14 protein-coding genes are annotated in these 18,276 nt (G+C 37.8%); 1 reads left to right on the top strand and 13 read right to left on the bottom strand.

Going from position 1 to position 18,276, the window contains the following annotated elements; genetic code table 11:
- Window positions 1-98: 98 nt before the first annotated feature.
- The 4 genes from pdxT to guaB all read right to left on the bottom strand — a co-directional run bounded on the left by pdxT (window position 99) and on the right by guaB (window position 5,245).
- Window positions 99-698 carry a pyridoxal 5'-phosphate synthase glutaminase subunit PdxT gene (gene pdxT, locus OLD84_RS00070; protein WP_209464139.1) on the bottom strand — a complete coding sequence of 200 codons (600 nt, stop codon included), beginning with the start codon at window positions 696-698 and terminating at the stop codon, window positions 99-101.
- 72 nt (window positions 699-770) lie between these two features.
- On the bottom strand, window positions 771-1,655 hold the full coding sequence (gene pdxS / locus OLD84_RS00065) for a pyridoxal 5'-phosphate synthase lyase subunit PdxS (RefSeq protein ID WP_209464138.1): 885 nt from the start codon (window positions 1,653-1,655) through the stop codon (window positions 771-773).
- Between the two features lie 40 nt (window positions 1,656-1,695).
- Window positions 1,696-3,027 (bottom strand): D-alanyl-D-alanine carboxypeptidase, encoded by a 1,332-nt coding sequence (locus OLD84_RS00060; protein WP_264917250.1) that lies wholly within the window; start codon window positions 3,025-3,027, stop codon window positions 1,696-1,698.
- A 745-nt stretch (window positions 3,028-3,772) separates the two neighbouring features.
- Window positions 3,773-5,245: an IMP dehydrogenase gene (guaB, locus tag OLD84_RS00055; protein WP_209464137.1), complete on the bottom strand. Its 1,473-nt coding sequence runs from the start codon at window positions 5,243-5,245 to the stop codon at window positions 3,773-3,775.
- 248 nt (window positions 5,246-5,493) lie between these two features.
- On the opposite strand from guaB, the gene OLD84_RS00050 reads away from it, so the two are divergent.
- Complete coding sequence (locus tag OLD84_RS00050; RefSeq protein WP_209464136.1) at window positions 5,494-6,450, top strand: YaaC family protein; 957 nt, start codon at window positions 5,494-5,496, stop codon at window positions 6,448-6,450.
- A gap of 10 nt (window positions 6,451-6,460) precedes the next feature.
- Here OLD84_RS00050 and OLD84_RS00045 read toward each other — a convergent pair whose 3' ends face one another.
- From OLD84_RS00045 to dnaA, 9 genes are all read right to left on the bottom strand, one after another.
- Window positions 6,461-7,681, bottom strand: a complete 1,221-nt coding sequence (locus OLD84_RS00045; protein WP_209464135.1) for a carboxylate--amine ligase — start codon at window positions 7,679-7,681, stop codon at window positions 6,461-6,463.
- 88 nt (window positions 7,682-7,769) lie between these two features.
- Window positions 7,770-8,855: an HD-GYP domain-containing protein gene (locus tag OLD84_RS00040; RefSeq protein WP_209464134.1), complete on the bottom strand. Its 1,086-nt coding sequence runs from the start codon at window positions 8,853-8,855 to the stop codon at window positions 7,770-7,772.
- An 88-nt stretch (window positions 8,856-8,943) separates the two neighbouring features.
- Window positions 8,944-11,460, bottom strand: coding sequence for a DNA gyrase subunit A (gene gyrA, locus OLD84_RS00035; RefSeq protein WP_209464133.1), 2,517 nt, complete (start codon window positions 11,458-11,460; stop codon window positions 8,944-8,946).
- Between the two features lie 144 nt (window positions 11,461-11,604).
- Window positions 11,605-13,530 (bottom strand): DNA topoisomerase (ATP-hydrolyzing) subunit B, encoded by a 1,926-nt coding sequence (gene gyrB, locus OLD84_RS00030; protein ID WP_209464132.1) that lies wholly within the window; start codon window positions 13,528-13,530, stop codon window positions 11,605-11,607.
- A 48-nt stretch (window positions 13,531-13,578) separates the two neighbouring features.
- The gene (gene remB / locus OLD84_RS00025) at window positions 13,579-13,857 is read right to left on the bottom strand and encodes an extracellular matrix regulator RemB (protein ID WP_209464131.1); all 279 of its coding nucleotides are present in this window, start codon (window positions 13,855-13,857) and stop codon (window positions 13,579-13,581) included.
- A gap of 14 nt (window positions 13,858-13,871) precedes the next feature.
- Window positions 13,872-14,984: a DNA replication/repair protein RecF gene (gene recF / locus OLD84_RS00020; protein ID WP_209464130.1), complete on the bottom strand. Its 1,113-nt coding sequence runs from the start codon at window positions 14,982-14,984 to the stop codon at window positions 13,872-13,874.
- 77 nt (window positions 14,985-15,061) lie between these two features.
- A complete protein-coding gene (gene yaaA, locus OLD84_RS00015) occupies window positions 15,062-15,280 on the bottom strand; it encodes a S4 domain-containing protein YaaA (protein ID WP_209464129.1) in 219 nt (72 codons plus the stop codon).
- A 304-nt stretch (window positions 15,281-15,584) separates the two neighbouring features.
- Window positions 15,585-16,721, bottom strand: a complete 1,137-nt coding sequence (dnaN, locus tag OLD84_RS00010) for a DNA polymerase III subunit beta (RefSeq protein ID WP_209464128.1) — start codon at window positions 16,719-16,721, stop codon at window positions 15,585-15,587.
- A 208-nt stretch (window positions 16,722-16,929) separates the two neighbouring features.
- Complete coding sequence (dnaA, locus tag OLD84_RS00005; protein WP_209464127.1) at window positions 16,930-18,276, bottom strand: chromosomal replication initiator protein DnaA; 1,347 nt, start codon at window positions 18,274-18,276, stop codon at window positions 16,930-16,932.

Here is an 18,276-nt window from a genome sequence, read left to right as displayed (position 1 = left end):
ATTGCATTATATTATGTTATATAATATCCAACTTCTTACCAAGATGCAAGTGTTTGTATAATCTTTCCCACTGCATACGTGTAACGAAGGGTATTAGCCTAAAGGCCTGCAAGTGCCATACTTTCTAATGATTCTTCCACCATTTCCACAAAATATGCAATAAAACGATTATCATCCGTCAACTCCGGATGGAAAGCTGTACAAATATAATGTCCTTGTTTAGCTGCAACAATCTGGTCCTGGTAGGTTGCTAGTACTTCCACTTCTGGACCGACTTCGGTTACATAAGGTGCACGAATAAACACTGCATTAAAGTCAGCAGCAATTCCCGTAATTTCCAGCTCTGCTTCAAAACTTGCGACCTGACGACCAAATGCATTTCGGGCGACCTTCATGTCCATTAAACCTAAATGTGCCGTTTTTGATCCATCAATGGCACGTGCCATTAGTATCAATCCCGCACATGTGCCAAAAATTGGTTTTCCCTGATTACCAAATGCTTCAATAGCATCGAAAAAGTCATAGCTGTCAATCAGTCTACGCATCGTAGTGCTTTCCCCACCAGGAAGAATCAATCCATCGATTACTTCTAATTGCTCTTTGTGTTTAATTTCAATTGCTCTTGCACCACATGCTTCTATCGATCGAATATGTTCACGAACTGCACCTTGTAATGCTAGAACACCAATCGTTGTCATAAGCAATTCCTTCTTTCCTGCAGTGTAACTGGCTGTAAGACTCCCACTTCAAAAATGGAGGGAGATTATTCATTATTCACTCCGATCTTGCATACGGTCATGAGCTTCAATCGTGCTCATTTCAAGACCTTTCATTGCTGTACCAAGACCTTTTGATAGTTCACTAATTAATTTATAGTCTTTATAATGGGTAGTTGCTTCAACGATAGCTTTTGCAAATTTCTCTGGGTGATCCGATTTGAAGATTCCAGATCCTACAAATACACCATCTGCACCTAATTCCATCATTAATGCTGCGTCACTTGGCGTTGCAATACCACCTGCTGCAAAGTTCACCACAGGCAAGCGACCCTCTTCGCGGATTTCCAATAATAGCTCATATGGTGCACCGATTTCTTTGGCAAATGTCATCACTTCATCCTTTGACATTGCACTCAACTTACGAACTTCGGATTGCACTTCTCGCATGTGAGACACCGCTTCTACAATATTCCCTGTACCAGGCTCACCTTTTGTACGAAGCATAGAGGCCCCTTCGCCAATGCGACGTGCTGCTTCTCCTAAATTACGACAACCACAGACAAATGGTACGGTATAATCAGATTTATTAAGATGATAAACCTCATCTGCTGGTGTTAATACTTCACTTTCATCAATATAATCAACACCCATAGCTTCTAAGACTCGAGCTTCAACAATATGGCCAATACGTCCTTTTGCCATAACCGGAATAGATACAGCATTCATTACCTCTTCTGTAATTGTTGGATCAGCCATACGTGCTACGCCTCCTGCTGCACGTATATCAGATGGAACGCGTTCCAGTGCCATAACCGCCACTGCACCTGCTTGTTCTGCGATTTTTGCTTGTTCTGCATTTACGACGTCCATAATCACGCCGCCTTTTTGCATTTCTGCCATTCCTCGTTTAACACGTTCTGTACCTCTGTTCGTCATTGTTTATCCCCCTCGAGTATTTATTCATCATCAAATTTAACTAAAATAACCCTTTAACCCAATCTACTACTGTCGTAAATATATTACTGAAAAAATCACCAATTGCACCTAATGTGAGCATGAACCAATTCTTTTTTTCTACATCTTCATTTGCTACTAAATCAACTGTATCACTTCTATCTTCAAAAATGTACCCATAATCTGCTTCACCATCATACACAAGTTCTGCAATGCCAACTGTGTCCCCGGCTTCAATTGGAGCAGCTAGTTCACCCTCTTCGTTCAAGTTCTCTTCATTAATGGTATAGCTAACGCTGTATAATTCTTCTTCGCCAGATTTAACTGGGACAGTAAATGCTTCAGCTGTTGAAACATCTATTACATCTTCTTTTCCTTGAGCTACCGCTATCTGTTCATCTTCAAGTTGGTAGCCAGCAGGAAATAACTCCTGTGATTCAAATTCTTCAAATCCATACTCCAGAAGTTCTTCGGTTTCATTAAAACGTTCTTCTTCACTATCGGTTTTCATTACTACCGAAACTAATCTATTGTTATTACGTTCAGCTGTTCCTGTAAACGTATAACCTGCAAGTTCTGTATTTCCTGTTTTTAGTCCATCCATACCTTCAAAATGAAATTGTTCTAAGAAAGTAGCATCATGGTCCAACATCCAATTTAAGTTTATGAGTGTATCATCCCCAAACTCTACTTCCGTTTGGCTTGATATTTTCAGTGCTTCCGGATAATTATTAACTAAATGATAAGCAAGCAAAGCTGATGATCTAGCTGATAACAAGTTCGTTCCATCAGGTTCTGTTCCTTCTGGACGATCATCACCTAAAGAAGCGTTGTCTAGTCCGGTTGAATTTACGAATTCATATTCAGGAAGACCAAGTTCTTCAGCCTTTTCATTCATTAACGTCACAAACTCAGTTTCCGATCCTGCTATCAATTCAGCAAGTGCAATTGTTGTAGCATTATCGGAAAAAACCGCCATTGCATTATATAATTCTTCAACCGTATATTCATGATTCTGTCGTAATCCTACACCTGAAAATAACGGATTTGCAGAAATACCATATGGATAATCACTAATTTCGGTTGTTGTATCCCAGCTAATTTCACCTGAATCGATCGCTTCCAATACAAGATACTCGGTCATCATCTTCGTCATACTAGCTGGCGGTAAGGCTACATCGGGGTCTTTTGCATATAAAACTTTTCCTGTCTCTGCATCAACTAAAATAGCTGAATCTGCATTCAAATCCAAATTATCAGCTGCTTGAGTAGATAACGGCTGTATAACTAGTGGAATCGTCATCCCTATACTTACTATTAAAAATGCTAGTCTTTTCTTTATGTCTTGTTTCACTCTCCCGTACCTCCACCTTAATTTTTAATATGTTTATTAAATCATACACCTCTATTATTTTACCACAGAAAAAAATAAAAAAATAGACGGTAATAGTCCCATCTATTTTTTAACAAAGGCTCTTTTACAAGTATTGTTGCTTTCTGAGAGAGTTGATATAAACTGCAATGTACCCGTTGGGTTTCTTTCCGCTGCGTACGTTGCTTTCCGCGGGCACGGCCTCAGCCTTCGAAGCACAGGACGTGCTAGTGCAGGTGTTGCGACAAATGTTTTCGGTGGGGCGAGCATTTACGCGCAGTCCCAGGACGTCGCGACTTTAACCTGCCTCGAGGAAAGCACTCTGCGGGGTCTTCAGACACGTGCTATTCCCGCAGGAGTCAAGGGTCCTCCGCTCCAATCAACCATTATAAAAGTGCATGGCTTTGTTTATTATATAATCAAGCAATTTTGGTGAAGTTTTAACTCCCCTTACCAGCGGAGGAAATACACGGAGACTCCTGCGGGAACAGTGGCCAAAGTGAGACCCCGCAGAACTCTCCTAAGGAAGGTCGACTAAAACCGTTCTTTGCGAACAACGTCGACATACCCTTTGCCAGGGCAAGGAGGCTCACGGGTCACCCTAAGGTGCGCGTAGTGTATTTCCGCAGCGGTATGCTATCATATAAAAATTGTGTCAAAAACAACAATAAGTGCAAGCTTTGCCTTTCGCTGCGAAATTTGGCGACGACCGATGTTGTCTACTCGTTTACAATACCGAGTAATTCGGTGATTCTTTCGTAATTTGTACATCATGTGGGTGGCTCTCTCGTAAACCTGCACCTGTTATTCGTATAAAACGGGAATCATTTCGTAAGGCATCAATCGTACCTGTTCCACAATATCCCATACCGGAACGCAAGCCGCCAATTAACTGGTGAATGGTATCTGCAAGCGGACCTTTATAGGCAATTCTTCCCTCAATACCTTCTGGAACCAGTTTCTTCACATCTGAACCTTCTTGGAAATAACGATCCTTTGAACCTGCTTCCATGGCCCCAACGGATCCCATTCCCCGGTATACTTTATATTGTCGTCCCTGGAATATTTCCGTTTCTCCAGGACTTTCCACAACCCCTGCAAACATGCTTCCAAGCATAACCGCATGCGCGCCCGCAGCTAATGCTTTTACAATATCACCAGAGTATTTAATACCACCATCTGCAATAACAGGAACACCATATTCCCCTGCTGCAACTGCACAATCATGTACAGCTGTTATCTGTGGTACGCCAACCCCTGCCACTACTCGCGTTGTACAAATAGATCCCGGGCCAATACCTACTTTTACAATGGATGCACCTGCTTCAATTAATTCCTTTGTGGCTTCTGCTGTTGCGACATTTCCTGCAATAATGTCCAGATCTGGATAGGCAGTCCGAACTGCTTCTACTTGTCTGATAACACCGCCAGAGTGCCCATGTGCCGTATCGATAACGACGACGTCTACACCAGCTTCAACTAATTTTTCAATTCGTTTCATGCCATCACCTGTAACACCTACAGCTGCACCTGCAATTAATCGACCTTGTGCATCTTTTGTAGCATTTGGGAATTCGATGGCTTTTTCAATGTCTTTTATCGTAATTAGTCCTTTTAAAATACCTGTTTCATCTAAAAGTGGTAGCTTTTCAATTCTATATTTTTGCAGAAGTTCTTCAGCCTCTTTCAAAGTCGTTCCTACTGGCCCTGTAACAAGTTTTTCACTTGTCATTACTTCTGAAATCATAATCGAATAATCTTGTATAAAACGAAGATCACGATTCGTCAATATTCCTACTAATTTTTGCTCATCGATTGTATTAACAATCGGCACACCTGAGATGCGGAATTTCCCCATGAGATGTTCGGCATCATATACTTGGTGTTCTGGAGTTAGGAAGAAAGGATTCGTTATAACCCCACTCTCTGAACGTTTCACACGGTCAACTTGCTCTACCTGATCTTCAATTGACATATTCTTATGAATGACACCAAATCCACCTTGTCGAGCCATTGCTATTGCCATTTCCGCTTCCGTTACGGTGTCCATGCCAGCACTTATATAAGGAGCATTTAATTTAAGATTAGCTGACAGTACTGTACTAACTTCAACATCCTTTGGTAATACCTCTGACCTAGCTGGCATTAACAACACATCATCGAACGTTAATCCTTCTTTAGCAAATTTATCTTCCCGCATCTTTATCCTCCTCCATCTATGTATGCTGATCGTATACTTGGTTAAGCTACGTAGGAAATTCTATTTTATCAGTAAAGAAAGTATATCATACTTTCTTTCTGCATAAATGCAACGATGACAATTCACCTAAAAACTTGGTGAATGCCAAGTTTTTTAATATACAATACGCTATCAATTAACCTTTTTCAACCACTAATAAAAATTAAATTGATTCGAAATATTGTAATTGTTTGCGGAGGAGAAATGATATGAGTAAAAAATCAATAGAATCTATTTACACCTATTTGCAAACCATAAAAACCAGCCAACTCTATTTAAAAAATTGTTATAAGGATTTACCAGATATTGATACCGAAAAAAAGAGCTTTGAAAACAGTGGAAGTTTTATGTATTACCTTAATCAAGGTAAGTTGTTTTTAAAAGAAGGTGAAAAAGTGGATATCAGATTAAAACCGATTTTATATTTTTATGGACTGGGTCATTTGCTGAAGGCATGCCTATTAACAAATCGCCCAAACTATCCAGAATCCACTACTATTTTAGCGCATGGGGTTAGTTCGAGAAAGCGGAAAAAGAAACATTATACGTTTGTTGACGATGAAGTTAAAATCCAGCAAAATGGTTTATTTAGCTATACACACAACCATTTATTCAATTCAACAACGCCTTCTTTCTCAAAGATTAAAATGAATGTGCTGCTTGGTTTAATTCCTGAAATGGAAGATTTTTTCGCCCATAGACAAGAAGAACATTGTGTATCCGTTGGCAAGATAGGATCAACTTCCTTAGCTTTTCCAGTCCATTTATTAGATCGTTATCATTTGACGCAGCGAGCGTTTCTTCAGCGCGTTGGTATGCATGTACCGTCCATTCATACCAATGCAACGAAGGATCACCTTCTTGTTGAGATAGAAAAGCCCATTCAGCATTCTACTGGCCCTTTTTACTTCCACCTTGATAAACAAGAAGTGTATTTCCCCTGTACCAGGGAGCTCTTTTTGCCCATACATGAAATTATGATTCATTATTTACTTTTATATAATCTAAGTATGATTAGTCGCTATGAAACAGAGTATTGGGCAGAATTATTTTCTACACAATATGACATGGATCATGCCATCATATCCCATTATTTAAATTTCTCCGTTGAAAAGATTACCTTTTTAATTGGGGAATGGCTGCTTCAAAGGGCTCCATTCTCTTAATACAGAACGCTTAACCATCCCATTTATTATTTCTGTATTTACGATAATAATTGACCTGGCGTAAAAACAAATAGATTTTGCGCTTTAGGTTGCGATCTTTCTTGTAAAATAAAGGATTTTCATAGTTATTTTCTTTAATTAGACGTTTTACATCATCACGAACAGCTTCGTTATTTACAAACTTACGAAGGACAATTTTAGGAACAACCGTAAACAAATATTCTTTGTTTAAATAAGTTATTGGTTTTTCTTTTTCATACATAACATCGTCCACGATATATTCAGCCATATTGTGACCGAGTGACGTAACATAATAACTGGATCTTCCTTGTCGAATATTTACTTCAAATACTTTAAATTTATCATCACGAACATCATACTTTATATCGAAATTAGCAAAACCAACATAGCCAACAGCTTCCAGGAAGGTTTGTAATTTCTTCATCATATCCTCATTATACCGTGTAATGACGGCCGTGTAATTTCCAATAGCTGTATCCGTGTGTTCCTGAAGCACCACTTGTCCGAATGTAACGAGCTGTGTCTGCCCTTTTGAATTCGCATAAATAACAGAATCCCACATGTACGTGTCGTCTCCTGGAATGAAATCCTGAATGATAAGCTCGTCCTGGTAACCACTTGCGATGATCCTATCAATTACTTGCTGAACCTCTTCTTTTGAATCAACTCGATATACTTTTTTCTGTCCCTCAAACGGATGGTCATAATAAGCAATACCATTACTTGGTTTTATGATAACAGGGTACATCATCTCTTCATTAAATGGCTCAGATTTACTGCAATCATAAAAATAAGTAGTAGGTGTGTCAATTCCATGTTCTTCACAAACTTTATAAAAGTTAGATTTATTTTGCAGTTTATTCATTAATGATTCATTGATGTAATTAAACATATAATAGGGCTTTAATGCTGCTTCATTTTCAATGATCAATCGAACATATACATCATTTGTCCCTACTAAAACTAGGTTTTTGTTTGTGGACTCAAGATCCTTTGCCAATTGCGTCATAATAGGAACAAATTGCCCCTCATCTGCTAGGTTTGGATGGATGTCAATTTTTTCAATTATGTTACTGATATCGGTAAATCCCATTTGTTGTTTTCCGATTAATATTGGTTTCATACCATATGCTTGGTGAAATGAGATAGCCATGTTGTAGGCGTTTATGTCAGTTCCTATAATAATTGGTATAAAAGTTGTTGTATTCATGTATGTAACCTCCTACAATGCCTATTCATTAATATAACAGGTAGTCTACTATACCATTCCCGATTTTGTAAATGGGAACGTTAGGTGACTATAATAACACTTGTTCAATATAGAGATCCAGTTTATCCTTTAAACTTATAATATCATTGGTCGCATCTAATTTAACCATTGGTCTGGTTGGATATTTGTTTTCAATAAAGACAATTTCACCTGTCGCTTGATTGGAAAGGCTAACCCTTGTCCCTATGGAAAAATCAGCCAAACTTTTAATAAACTGCATGACAACTTGTGTATCAAGGGTTGAATATTGTTCTTTTTGCATTTCCTCCATTACGCTAAATGGCGATTGGTTTCCCTTATATAACCGTTCACTCGTCATCGCATGATACATATCACATACCGCTATAATACGTGCATACATGTGAATTTTTCCCTGTGTTAAACCGAGTGGATAACCGCTCCCATCTAATCTTTCATGATGTTGCAAAACAGCTAATTTAACCTTATTGCTTAGGATGGATATATTATCTAGTAAGCGATATGAATAAATGGGATGCTTTCTTATTTTGTCTAATTCATCTGAGGTTAAGCTAGATTCCTTTGAAAGAATGGCAGGGTCCATTTTCACCATCCCGCTATCACTTAGAAATCCTCCAAGCCCTAGTTGTATCCATTCTCCTTTGTTATACCCCATTTTTCTTCCAATAAACGCAGCCAGTATACCAACTGCAACACTATGGTAATAAAAATAGTCCTTTTTTGTTGTATAATGATGAAGGGTATAAACAGCAGATCCTATTTCATCCATTCTTTCCAATAAGGGTATCATGATTTTTCGAACTTGTGACATATCAATTTCCATACCATTTTGCCAGTTTTTAAAAAGTTTTTTATAGGTTGTTACGACATACTCAAAGTGGTCTCGAAATAAAAGACTCGATTCTATTTCTTTCACTTGCTCTGACTCTTCTTGCTTAGGGTCCTTTGGTATAAAAGGATCACCGTCCACCGTCTTCGAAGATATTTCGACCGATTCTACTAAAAAAAATCGTAAAACCTTTATATGCTCTTCTGTTAACACGGTGTTTTTAGGTATAATAGGTTGTCCGGATTTTCCATTAACCTCATTTAATAGAACACAGCCAGCAGCGAGTTGTGACGTTTCCACACGCATGTGATTTCCCCCCATCACATAGTAAAAATAAGGTGACTGCAGAGACTAAATTGTAGATTTGTCTTTTAGCGTCACCTTATTTTTTCACCTATTCTTCATTGGTTTCATCATTCTCTTTTTCTTCAATCGATTCATCTGAATGCTCTTCTTCTATCGGTTCTTCCTCGTCTTCTTCTTCGTTTTCAATTCTCGTGACGGTTGCTACTTCTTCTTCTTCCTGCAAACGAATTAATCGTACCCCCATTGTATTACGTCCCGTTTCTGAAATACTATCCACAGGAATACGTATTAAGACACCAGCAATTGTGATAAGCATTAAGTCCTCATCACCACGAACGGCTTTAACTGCAACCACGTGACCCGTTTTGTCTGTTAACTTACAAGTGAAAATACCTTTACCACCACGTTTTGTCACACGGTAATCGGATTCTACTGTTTGTTTCCCATACCCTTTATTTGTAACGTGAAGGATTTTGGCCCCTTCTTGTAAGATCTCCATCGATACGACCTCATCTTCACCTCGTAAGGTAATACCTTTAACCCCTGCTGCTGTACGTCCCATTGATCTTATTTGTTCTTCTGGAAAACGAATCAGGTAGCCATCTTTCGTACCTATCATCATATGCTTGGTACCATCCGTTAATCGAACAGAGATAAGTTCATCTTCTTCACGCAAGCCAACAGCAATTAATCCCCCTTTACGGATATTCGCAAAGTGAGCCAATGATGAACGCTTTGTAATACCATGTCTTGTCGTGAAGAATAAATAATTATCCTCACTGAATTCATTCACGGAAATGACCGCATTAATCCACTCATCCTTCTCTATTTGTAATAGATTAATGATTGGAATTCCTTTCGCAGTGCGGTTAAATTCTGGAACTTCATATCCTTTTGTGCGATAAACTTTCCCTTTATTGGTAAAGAAAAGTGTCGTATCATGTGTCGAAGTGGATAAGAGATGTTCAACGAAATCATTATCATTCGTCCCCATACCTTGTATTCCTCGGCCTCCACGATTTTGCCTCCGGTATGTTGATGCAGGTAGGCGTTTGATATACCCTTGATTTGTAAGTGTAATGACAATATTTTCTTCAGGAATTAAATCTTCGTCCTCGAAAAAGTCGGTTCCACCAACTACAATTTCGGTACGTCGCTTATCACTAAAGCGCTCTTTCACTTCTGTAAGCTCTTCACGAATAATTTCGAGTACCTTTTCTTCATCTGCCAAAATAGCTTTTAATTCATTAATCAGCTGCATTAATTCACTGTATTCATTTTCTATTTTTTCACGTTCTAAACCTGTTAAGCGTTGCAGACGCATATCTAAAATAGCCTGTGCCTGCTTCTCCGTTAGCTCAAAACGTTCTATTAAACCATTTTTGGCTAGATCAGCAGTTTCTGAGTTACGAATAAGCGAAATAACTTCATCCAAATGATCCAGTGCAACACGTAATCCTTCTAAAATATGTGCACGGGCTTCTGCTTTACGCAATTCAAATGCCGTACGGCGCTTGATAATTACTATTTGATGATCTAAATAATGCTCCAAACATTGTTTAAGGGTTAGCACTTTCGGTTGACCGTCAACGAGGGCAAGTGTATTAACACCGAATGTCGTTTGTAATGCCGTATGTTTATACAAATTATTCAAAACCACATTTGCATTTGCGTCACGTCGGATTTCCATCACAATACGCATTCCAGTACGGTCCGATTCATCACGTAAATCGGAGATTCCCTCAATACGTTTTTCGCGGACATGTTCAGCAATTTTTTCAATTAAACGAGCCTTATTTACTTGGTATGGCAATTCTGTAACAATGATGGTTTCCTTACCGTTGGCTTCTTCCTCGATATTTGCTTCAGCACGTATCGTAATCGAACCTTTACCTGTTTCATATGCTTTACGAATACCACTCTTACCCAGAATTTTCCCCGCTGTAGGGAAATCTGGTCCATGAATGTAATCTTCCATTAGCTCATCAATCGTTATATCAGGGTCTCTACTGAGTGCTAAAACAGCATCTATCGTTTCGCCTAGATGATGTGGTGGAATATTTGTTGCCATACCTACTGCGATCCCCGAAGTACCGTTTACCAGTAAGTTTGGAAAGCGGGCGGGGAAAACAATAGGTTCCCGTTCTGTTCCGTCATAGTTATCTTGATAATCGACGGTATCTTTCGTAATATCACGTAATAATTCCATCGAAATCTTTGACATTCTTGCCTCGGTATAACGCATGGCAGCTGCAGCATCCCCATCAACAGACCCAAAGTTCCCATGACCATCTACCAACATGTATCGATAACTAAAGTCTTGTGCCATCCGAACCATCGTTTCATAAACGGCGGAGTCACCATGTGGATGGTACTTACCAATTACTTCACCAACAATACGTGCTGATTTTTTATGTGCCTTATCTGAATGCATCCCTAAATCATTCATCGCATACAAAATTCTTCGGTGTACTGGTTTTAACCCGTCACGTGCATCAGGTAATGCGCGTGCCACAATAACACTCATTGAATAATCAAGGAATGATGTACGCATTTCTTTACTGATATTTATTTCTTGAACGTTTGGACGTTGTTCCTCTGCCATTACTTTTACCTCCTATAACCAAAAGTCAGATGCAAGATTTCAGATTTGTAGAAATCGGCGAATTAGCCGATTCACTTCTGTTTTCTGACCTCAGACTTCCTACCTCTGACATCCGTTTCCACCTCTTACTTCTGACCCTCGTTATCATACATCCAGATTTTTAACATATTGGGCATTCTCTTCAATAAAGATTCTTCTTGGTTCTACTTTATCACCCATTAACATATCAAAGACTTGATCTGCTTCAATTGCATCAGCTAAATTCACCTGTAGCAGCGTTCGGGTATCTGGATTCATGGTTGTATCCCACAACTGTGTCGCATCCATCTCTCCAAGTCCTTTGTAACGCTGTAGGCCTGGTTTTGGTGTCTTAGAAAGTTCAGCCAAAATCTTTTCCATATCCGCATCATTATAAGCATAATGGGCTGCTTTACCTTGTTGAATTTTATAAAGTGGTGGTTGCGCAATATAAATATATCCATATTCAATCAATGGACGCATATAACGATAAAAAAATGTTAATAATAATGTGCGAATGTGCGCACCATCAACATCCGCATCTGTCATGATAATCACTTTATGATAACGTGCTTTCGTAATATCAAAATCTTCAGCAATCCCTGTTCCAAGTGCCGTTATCATGGACCGTACTTCATTATTGGATAAAATTTTATCTAGACGTGCCTTTTCCACGTTTAAAATTTTACCGCGTAATGGGAGTATCGCTTGAAAATGACGGCTGCGTCCTGTCTTGGCAGAGCCACCAGCAGAGTCACCCTCAACAATATACAATTCACTTATAGCTGGGTCTCTGGATGAACAGTCCGCTAGTTTTCCCGGCAGATTGGAAATTTCTAGTGCACTTTTTCTTCGTGTCAACTCACGTGCTTTTTTAGCTGCCATTCGTGCGCGAGATGCCATAAGGCCTTTTTCTACAATAATTTTTCCAACGGACGGGTTTTCAAATAGAAACTTAGAAAACGTCTCACTGAATACGGAATCTGTAACAGTACGTACCTCACTGTTACCAAGTTTTGTTTTGGTTTGGCCTTCAAACTGTGGATTAGGATGTTTGATAGAGACAATCGTTGTCATCCCCTCACGCACATCATCACCTGTGAGATTGGGATCATTTTCCTTAAATAAAGCATTCTTTCGTGCATAATCATTGATAACTCTTGTTAAACCGGTTCTAAAACCAAATTCATGTGTGCCACCCTCGTACGTATGAATATTATTAGCAAAGGAATAAAGATTGCTAGAGAATCCATTATTATATTGAATGGAAACCTCAACGGATATTCCTTGCTCTTCTCCTTCAGCGTAAAAAGGCTCATGTAACACATCTTTCGTTTGATTTATATATTCTACATAGGAGCTAATACCACCTTCATAATAGTAACTCACCGGCTCCTCATCTGTCCGTTTATCCTCAACGGTTATGGTTAGGCCTCTATTTAAAAAGGCTAATTCTCGTAAACGCTGTGTTAAGGTGTCAAATTCAAAAGTTGTACCTTCTTCAAAGATTTCTGGATCCGGATTAAAATGTGTGGTTGTACCTGTGCGATCTGTATCACCAATTTCTTCAATTTCTCCCTGAGGTATACCTTTTTTAAAACCTAAATAGTGTATCTTCTCGTCACGGTGTACATAAACCTCCAAATTTCTGGACAAGGCGTTAACAACAGATGCTCCAACACCGTGTAGTCCACCAGATACCTTATAACCACCACCACCAAATTTACCACCGGCATGAAGAACTGTCATAATAACTTCCAAAGCTGGGCGCCCGGTTTTTTTCTGTGTTTCAACAGGGATTCCACGGCCATTGTCTTTTACCGTTATACTGTTACCTTTTTCAATAATTACTTGAATATGATCACAATAACCTGCTAAAGCCTCGTCGATACTATTATCTACTATTTCCCACACAAGGTGATGTAGTCCTTTTTCACTCGTTGTTCCAATATACATTCCAGGTCTTTTACGAACAGCTTCTAATCCTTCAAGAACCTGAATCTGATCAGCACCATATGCTTCTTCATTCATGCTATTATCTTCCATTGACATGTTTTCACATCCATTTCTTCATACGTAGCGAGTCAGGAATAATACGTTCTATTCTATTTCATCTGAGAAATCATCCAGCTTACTTATCGTAGAGATCATACTTGCTCTTTTCTTCAATGTTGCAACAGATAGCGTACTGTAATAAATTATTTCATGTGTAATCATGACCGATTTAGCTTCAACCATTGGCCCAACAACTTTTTTTTGCTTATTCGATTCTGTCATCATTTCTTCCATAATGGAAGATGAAGAGATTAAATTATAATCAACTATCGCTACAACATCAGAAGATTGAATGACATTATCATCTCCTATATGAATGAACATAGGCTGACCCCCCTTTATCTATCTATTGTTCCACCTTTTACGTGAAACAGTTCTGCATTTTTCAATGTTTCATGATTAATTCCGTCGACACTGGTAGTAGATACAAAGGTCTGAACTTTACCCTGAATCGTATTTAATAAATGCGATTGCCTATATTGATCGAGTTCACTTAATACATCATCAAGAAGTAGAACAGGGTATTCACCAACCTCATTATTAATAAGCTCTATCTCTGCCAGTTTTACGGATAAAGCAGTTGTTCGCTGTTGACCTTGGGAACCATAAACCTGAACATCTTTATTATTTACGTAAAAAATTAAATCATCTCGATGTGGCCCGATTAAGGTTGTACCTCTTTCTATTTCCTTTTCTTCTATTTCATGAAATTTTGATAAGTATATCTTTTCTATTTTCTCCTTGTTTGCCTCTTCTGATACCTCTATTGTGGAATGATACCTAATTTCCAGCTCTTCTAGCTTACGACTTATCCCATAATGAATGGGGGAAGCCCATTTTCGCAATAAATCTAGAAACACAAATCGTCTTTCTAAAAGCGTGGCAGCATGCTCTACAAGCTGGTCTGTTAATACCTGTAACATCGTATTTTCTGTAACGATTCGTCGCTGCATTTTTTTTAATAAATTATTTCGTTGCTTTAATACCTTTTGGTACTGGCCTAAATGATAGATATATCTTGGTTGGATCTGTCCAAGTTCCATATTAATAAAACGCCTGCGATTCTGTGGTGGCCCCTTAACTAGGGTTAAATCTTCTGGGGCAAACATGACAACATTTAACGCTCCAATATAATCACTTAAACGTTTTTGCTCCATCCGATTTAGTTTTGCCTTTTTTCCTTTTGAAGAAATAATAATTTCGAGAGGAAGAGCTTGCTTTCTTTTCGTAATTCTACCTTCTATTTTAGCATACTCTTTGTCCCATTGAATGAGTTCTTTCTCACGTGGGGTTCGGTATGACTTCGAAAAGGCTAACAAGTAGATAGCCTCCATCAAATTTGTTTTTCCTTGTGCGTTTTCACCAATAATAACATTAATTTTATCATCAAAAGAAATATCCAATTGCTGGTAGTTCCGATAGTTTTTTAACTGTAACTGGTCAATGTGCATGCAAATTCCTCATTTTTAGACAGTAAACCTTAATGCTACGTCTGCCGTAACACTAGGAAACTTTCTACTCTGAAATACTAATTTTCCTTCATTACACGATAGGATCCGATACCTTCAACTTGTACAACATCATTTGGATAAAGCTTTCTTCCACGTCTGTGTTCCAACTCCCCATTAACAAAAACACCCTCATCCTGTAGAAACGCTTTTACCATTCCACCAGATTCAAGTATATTTGCCAGTTTTACAAATTGACCTAGCGTAATAAATTCCGTATTAATCCCAATATTTTCCATATCATTTACCCACTCATTTTCATTTGATTAATGTAGTTTACTTATAAAAGTCTCATAAACCTATTTTACTAAAGTTTTGCCATTAAGGGAAGGTAAACCCCTAAATTTATAAAATAGACGCTTATTTAGCCTTAAATTTGCCTTTTATAATGAAAAAAGCCCTTATCTATATTTGATAAGAGACTTTTTCATCTTTTTTGTTAGGAAGTAAACTATAAAATTGCAGAAAGAAATTTAGATAACGAAATTGGCTATTTCTCTGATTTCCAACTTCTAAAAAGACGAGGCGGGAGCTAAATCTTTCTTAATAGGTTCTTACCGGAAGAATCAATTGTAAAATTGGATCTTCATTAGCAGGTCGAATGATAAAGGGGCGCATGGCACCTGTGAATTCAATTTTTACTTCTTCATACTCAATTGCTTTTAATGCATCAATCATATATTTGGAACTAAAGGAGATCGTTAACGCTTCACCTTCAATAGATTGAACCGTAATTTCTTCTGAAACGGTACCAACCTCAGGGGAATTACTTGTGATTTCGACAAGTTTATCACCTTGTGTTGTCATGCGTACCACATTATTACGTTCTTCTTTCGCTAGAAGCGAGGCACGATCAATCGTATTAAGTAATTCCTTTGTTTTTACATGAAATGCTGTTTTACTTTGCTCTGGAATTAAGCGTGATGTTTCCGGGTAATTTCCGTCAAGTAGTCGTGACATAAAATTTAAATGCTTGGTACGAAATAGGATTTGATTATTGGTCACACTAACTTCAATCGGTGCATCGTTATCATCCAGAATCTTATTTAATTCGTTCAAGCTTTTACCTGGAACAACCACACTAGGAAATTGAATGTTCGCATCTTTCACAGGTATTTCTCTAGATGCAAGTCGATGACTATCTGTTGCTGTAAATTTTAAAATATTGTCTTTTAAATTCATATGAACGCCCGTTAAGATTGGACGGGTTTCCATCGTCGAAACAGCAAAACCAGTTTGTTTAATTAAATTTTTTAATAGATCAGTAGGCATTTCAAAGCTGTCATCGGTTTGCAGTGTAGGAAGTTGTGGATACTCTTCAGCGTCTTGACCATTTAAATTAAACTCTGCTTTTCCAGAACGAATCGTTAGTTTTAAATGTTCATCCGACTCTATTTCGACTATTTTCTCTGGTAGTTTACGAATTATATCAGGAAAATATTTTGCTTGTAGTACAATACTACCTTCTTGAATTTGTTCGATATTAACATTTCCATCATCTTCAGCTGGAATATAGGATTCAATTGAAATGTCAGAATCACTACCAGTTAATGTTATACCATGCTGTTTTGCTTCGATTTTTACACCCGTTAGAATCGGAATAACCGTTCGAGTAGAAATTGCTTTCATTACGTCTTGTATACTTGCAATTAATTGATCGCGTTGAATTATAAATTTCATCTTTTTACTCCTTCTGTGGAAGTTCTATATCTATTTATTTTTTATTAGAAATTCAGTAGTAATAGTAATAAGGGCTGTGAATATGTTGATAAGTCTAATTAACTCGGGTCTGCCTAAGTTATACACATGTTAACAAGTTGTGCATGGGTATGTTCTCTTTTACACATTATACACATGTGGATTTCTGTTCTACAAACGAAATATACCTTTATAGTGATTTTAACTGTTCTTTCATTTCTTCTAATTCTTGATTTAAATTTGAATCATTTTCTATTGATTTAATAATTTTATCGTGAGCATGAATAACCGTTGTATGATCTCGACCACCAAATTCTTCGCCAATTTTCGGCAATGAAAAGTCGGTTAATTCCCTTGATAAATACATGGCAATTTGCCTTGGAAATGCAATAGCTCTTGTTCGTTTTTTGGCAATAAAATCTTCCAGACGGACGTTATACTTTTCTCCGACAACTTCCTGAATTCCTTGAATGGTAATAACTTTTGGCTTATTGCTGGGAATGATATCTTTTAATGCATCTGCAGCAAGTGAAGGATCAATATCCTGATTTACTAATGAAGAGTATGCTACTACTCGTATTAAGGCCCCCTCCAACTCACGTATATTGGTATCAATTTGATTTGCAATATAAAGCATTACTTCATTAGGAATATCCAGTCCTTCTGCTTTTGCCTTTTTCGATATAATGGCGATCCTGGTTTCTAAATCAGGTGGTGTAATATCCGTAATTAGACCCCATTCAAAGCGAGAACGTAGACGATCCTCGAGTGTAGGAATTTCTTTTGGTGGTCGATCGCTTGAGATAATAATTTGTTTGTTCTCTTCATGTAAGGTATTAAACGTATGGAAAAATTCCTCCTGGGTTTGTTCTTTCCCAGCTAAAAATTGTATATCATCAATTAATAAAACATCGACATTACGGTATTTATTTCGAAAATTTGTCGCTTTATTATCCATAATTGCATTAATAAATTCGTTCGTAAATTTTTCGGATGATAAATATACAACCTTCGCATCTGGTTCATGTTGGCGTACATAATGTCCGATTGCATGCATTAAATGTGTTTTCCCAAGGCCGACACCACCATAAATGAAAAGAGGGTTATATGCTTTTGCAGGTGCTTCTGCGACAGCTAATGATGCTGCATGAGCGAAACGATTTCCAGCCCCAATAACAAAGGTATCGAATGTATATTTTGAATTTAACATCGTTTTTGGTACATCATTGGTTGCATTTTTATCTGAATTTGTTTTTTTTACTGGTTTCGTGTCATCAACCTGAGCTTGAGATGATGGAATTATAAATTTAGTGGCCAGCTTTGTACCGGTAATTTCTCCTAAAATTTCTGAGATTACGTTCGAGTATTGATTTTCCAACCAATCTCTTGCAAATTCATTTGGTGCTGAAATAATCAAGGTATTTTTTTCTAGTACTTCTGCTTTTGTATTCTTTAGCCACGTGTCAAAACTAGGTTTACTAATTTTTTCTTCAATCTTTTCTAGTGTAGCAACCCATAATTCATCAATATTTTCCAA

It is taken from the genome of Virgibacillus natechei, assembly GCF_026013645.1.
Taxonomy (GTDB): Bacteria; Bacillota; Bacilli; order Bacillales; family Amphibacillaceae; genus Virgibacillus_L; species Virgibacillus_L natechei.
Note: the sequence above shows the minus strand (reverse complement) of the source record. Positions and strands in the feature narration are given on the sequence as shown.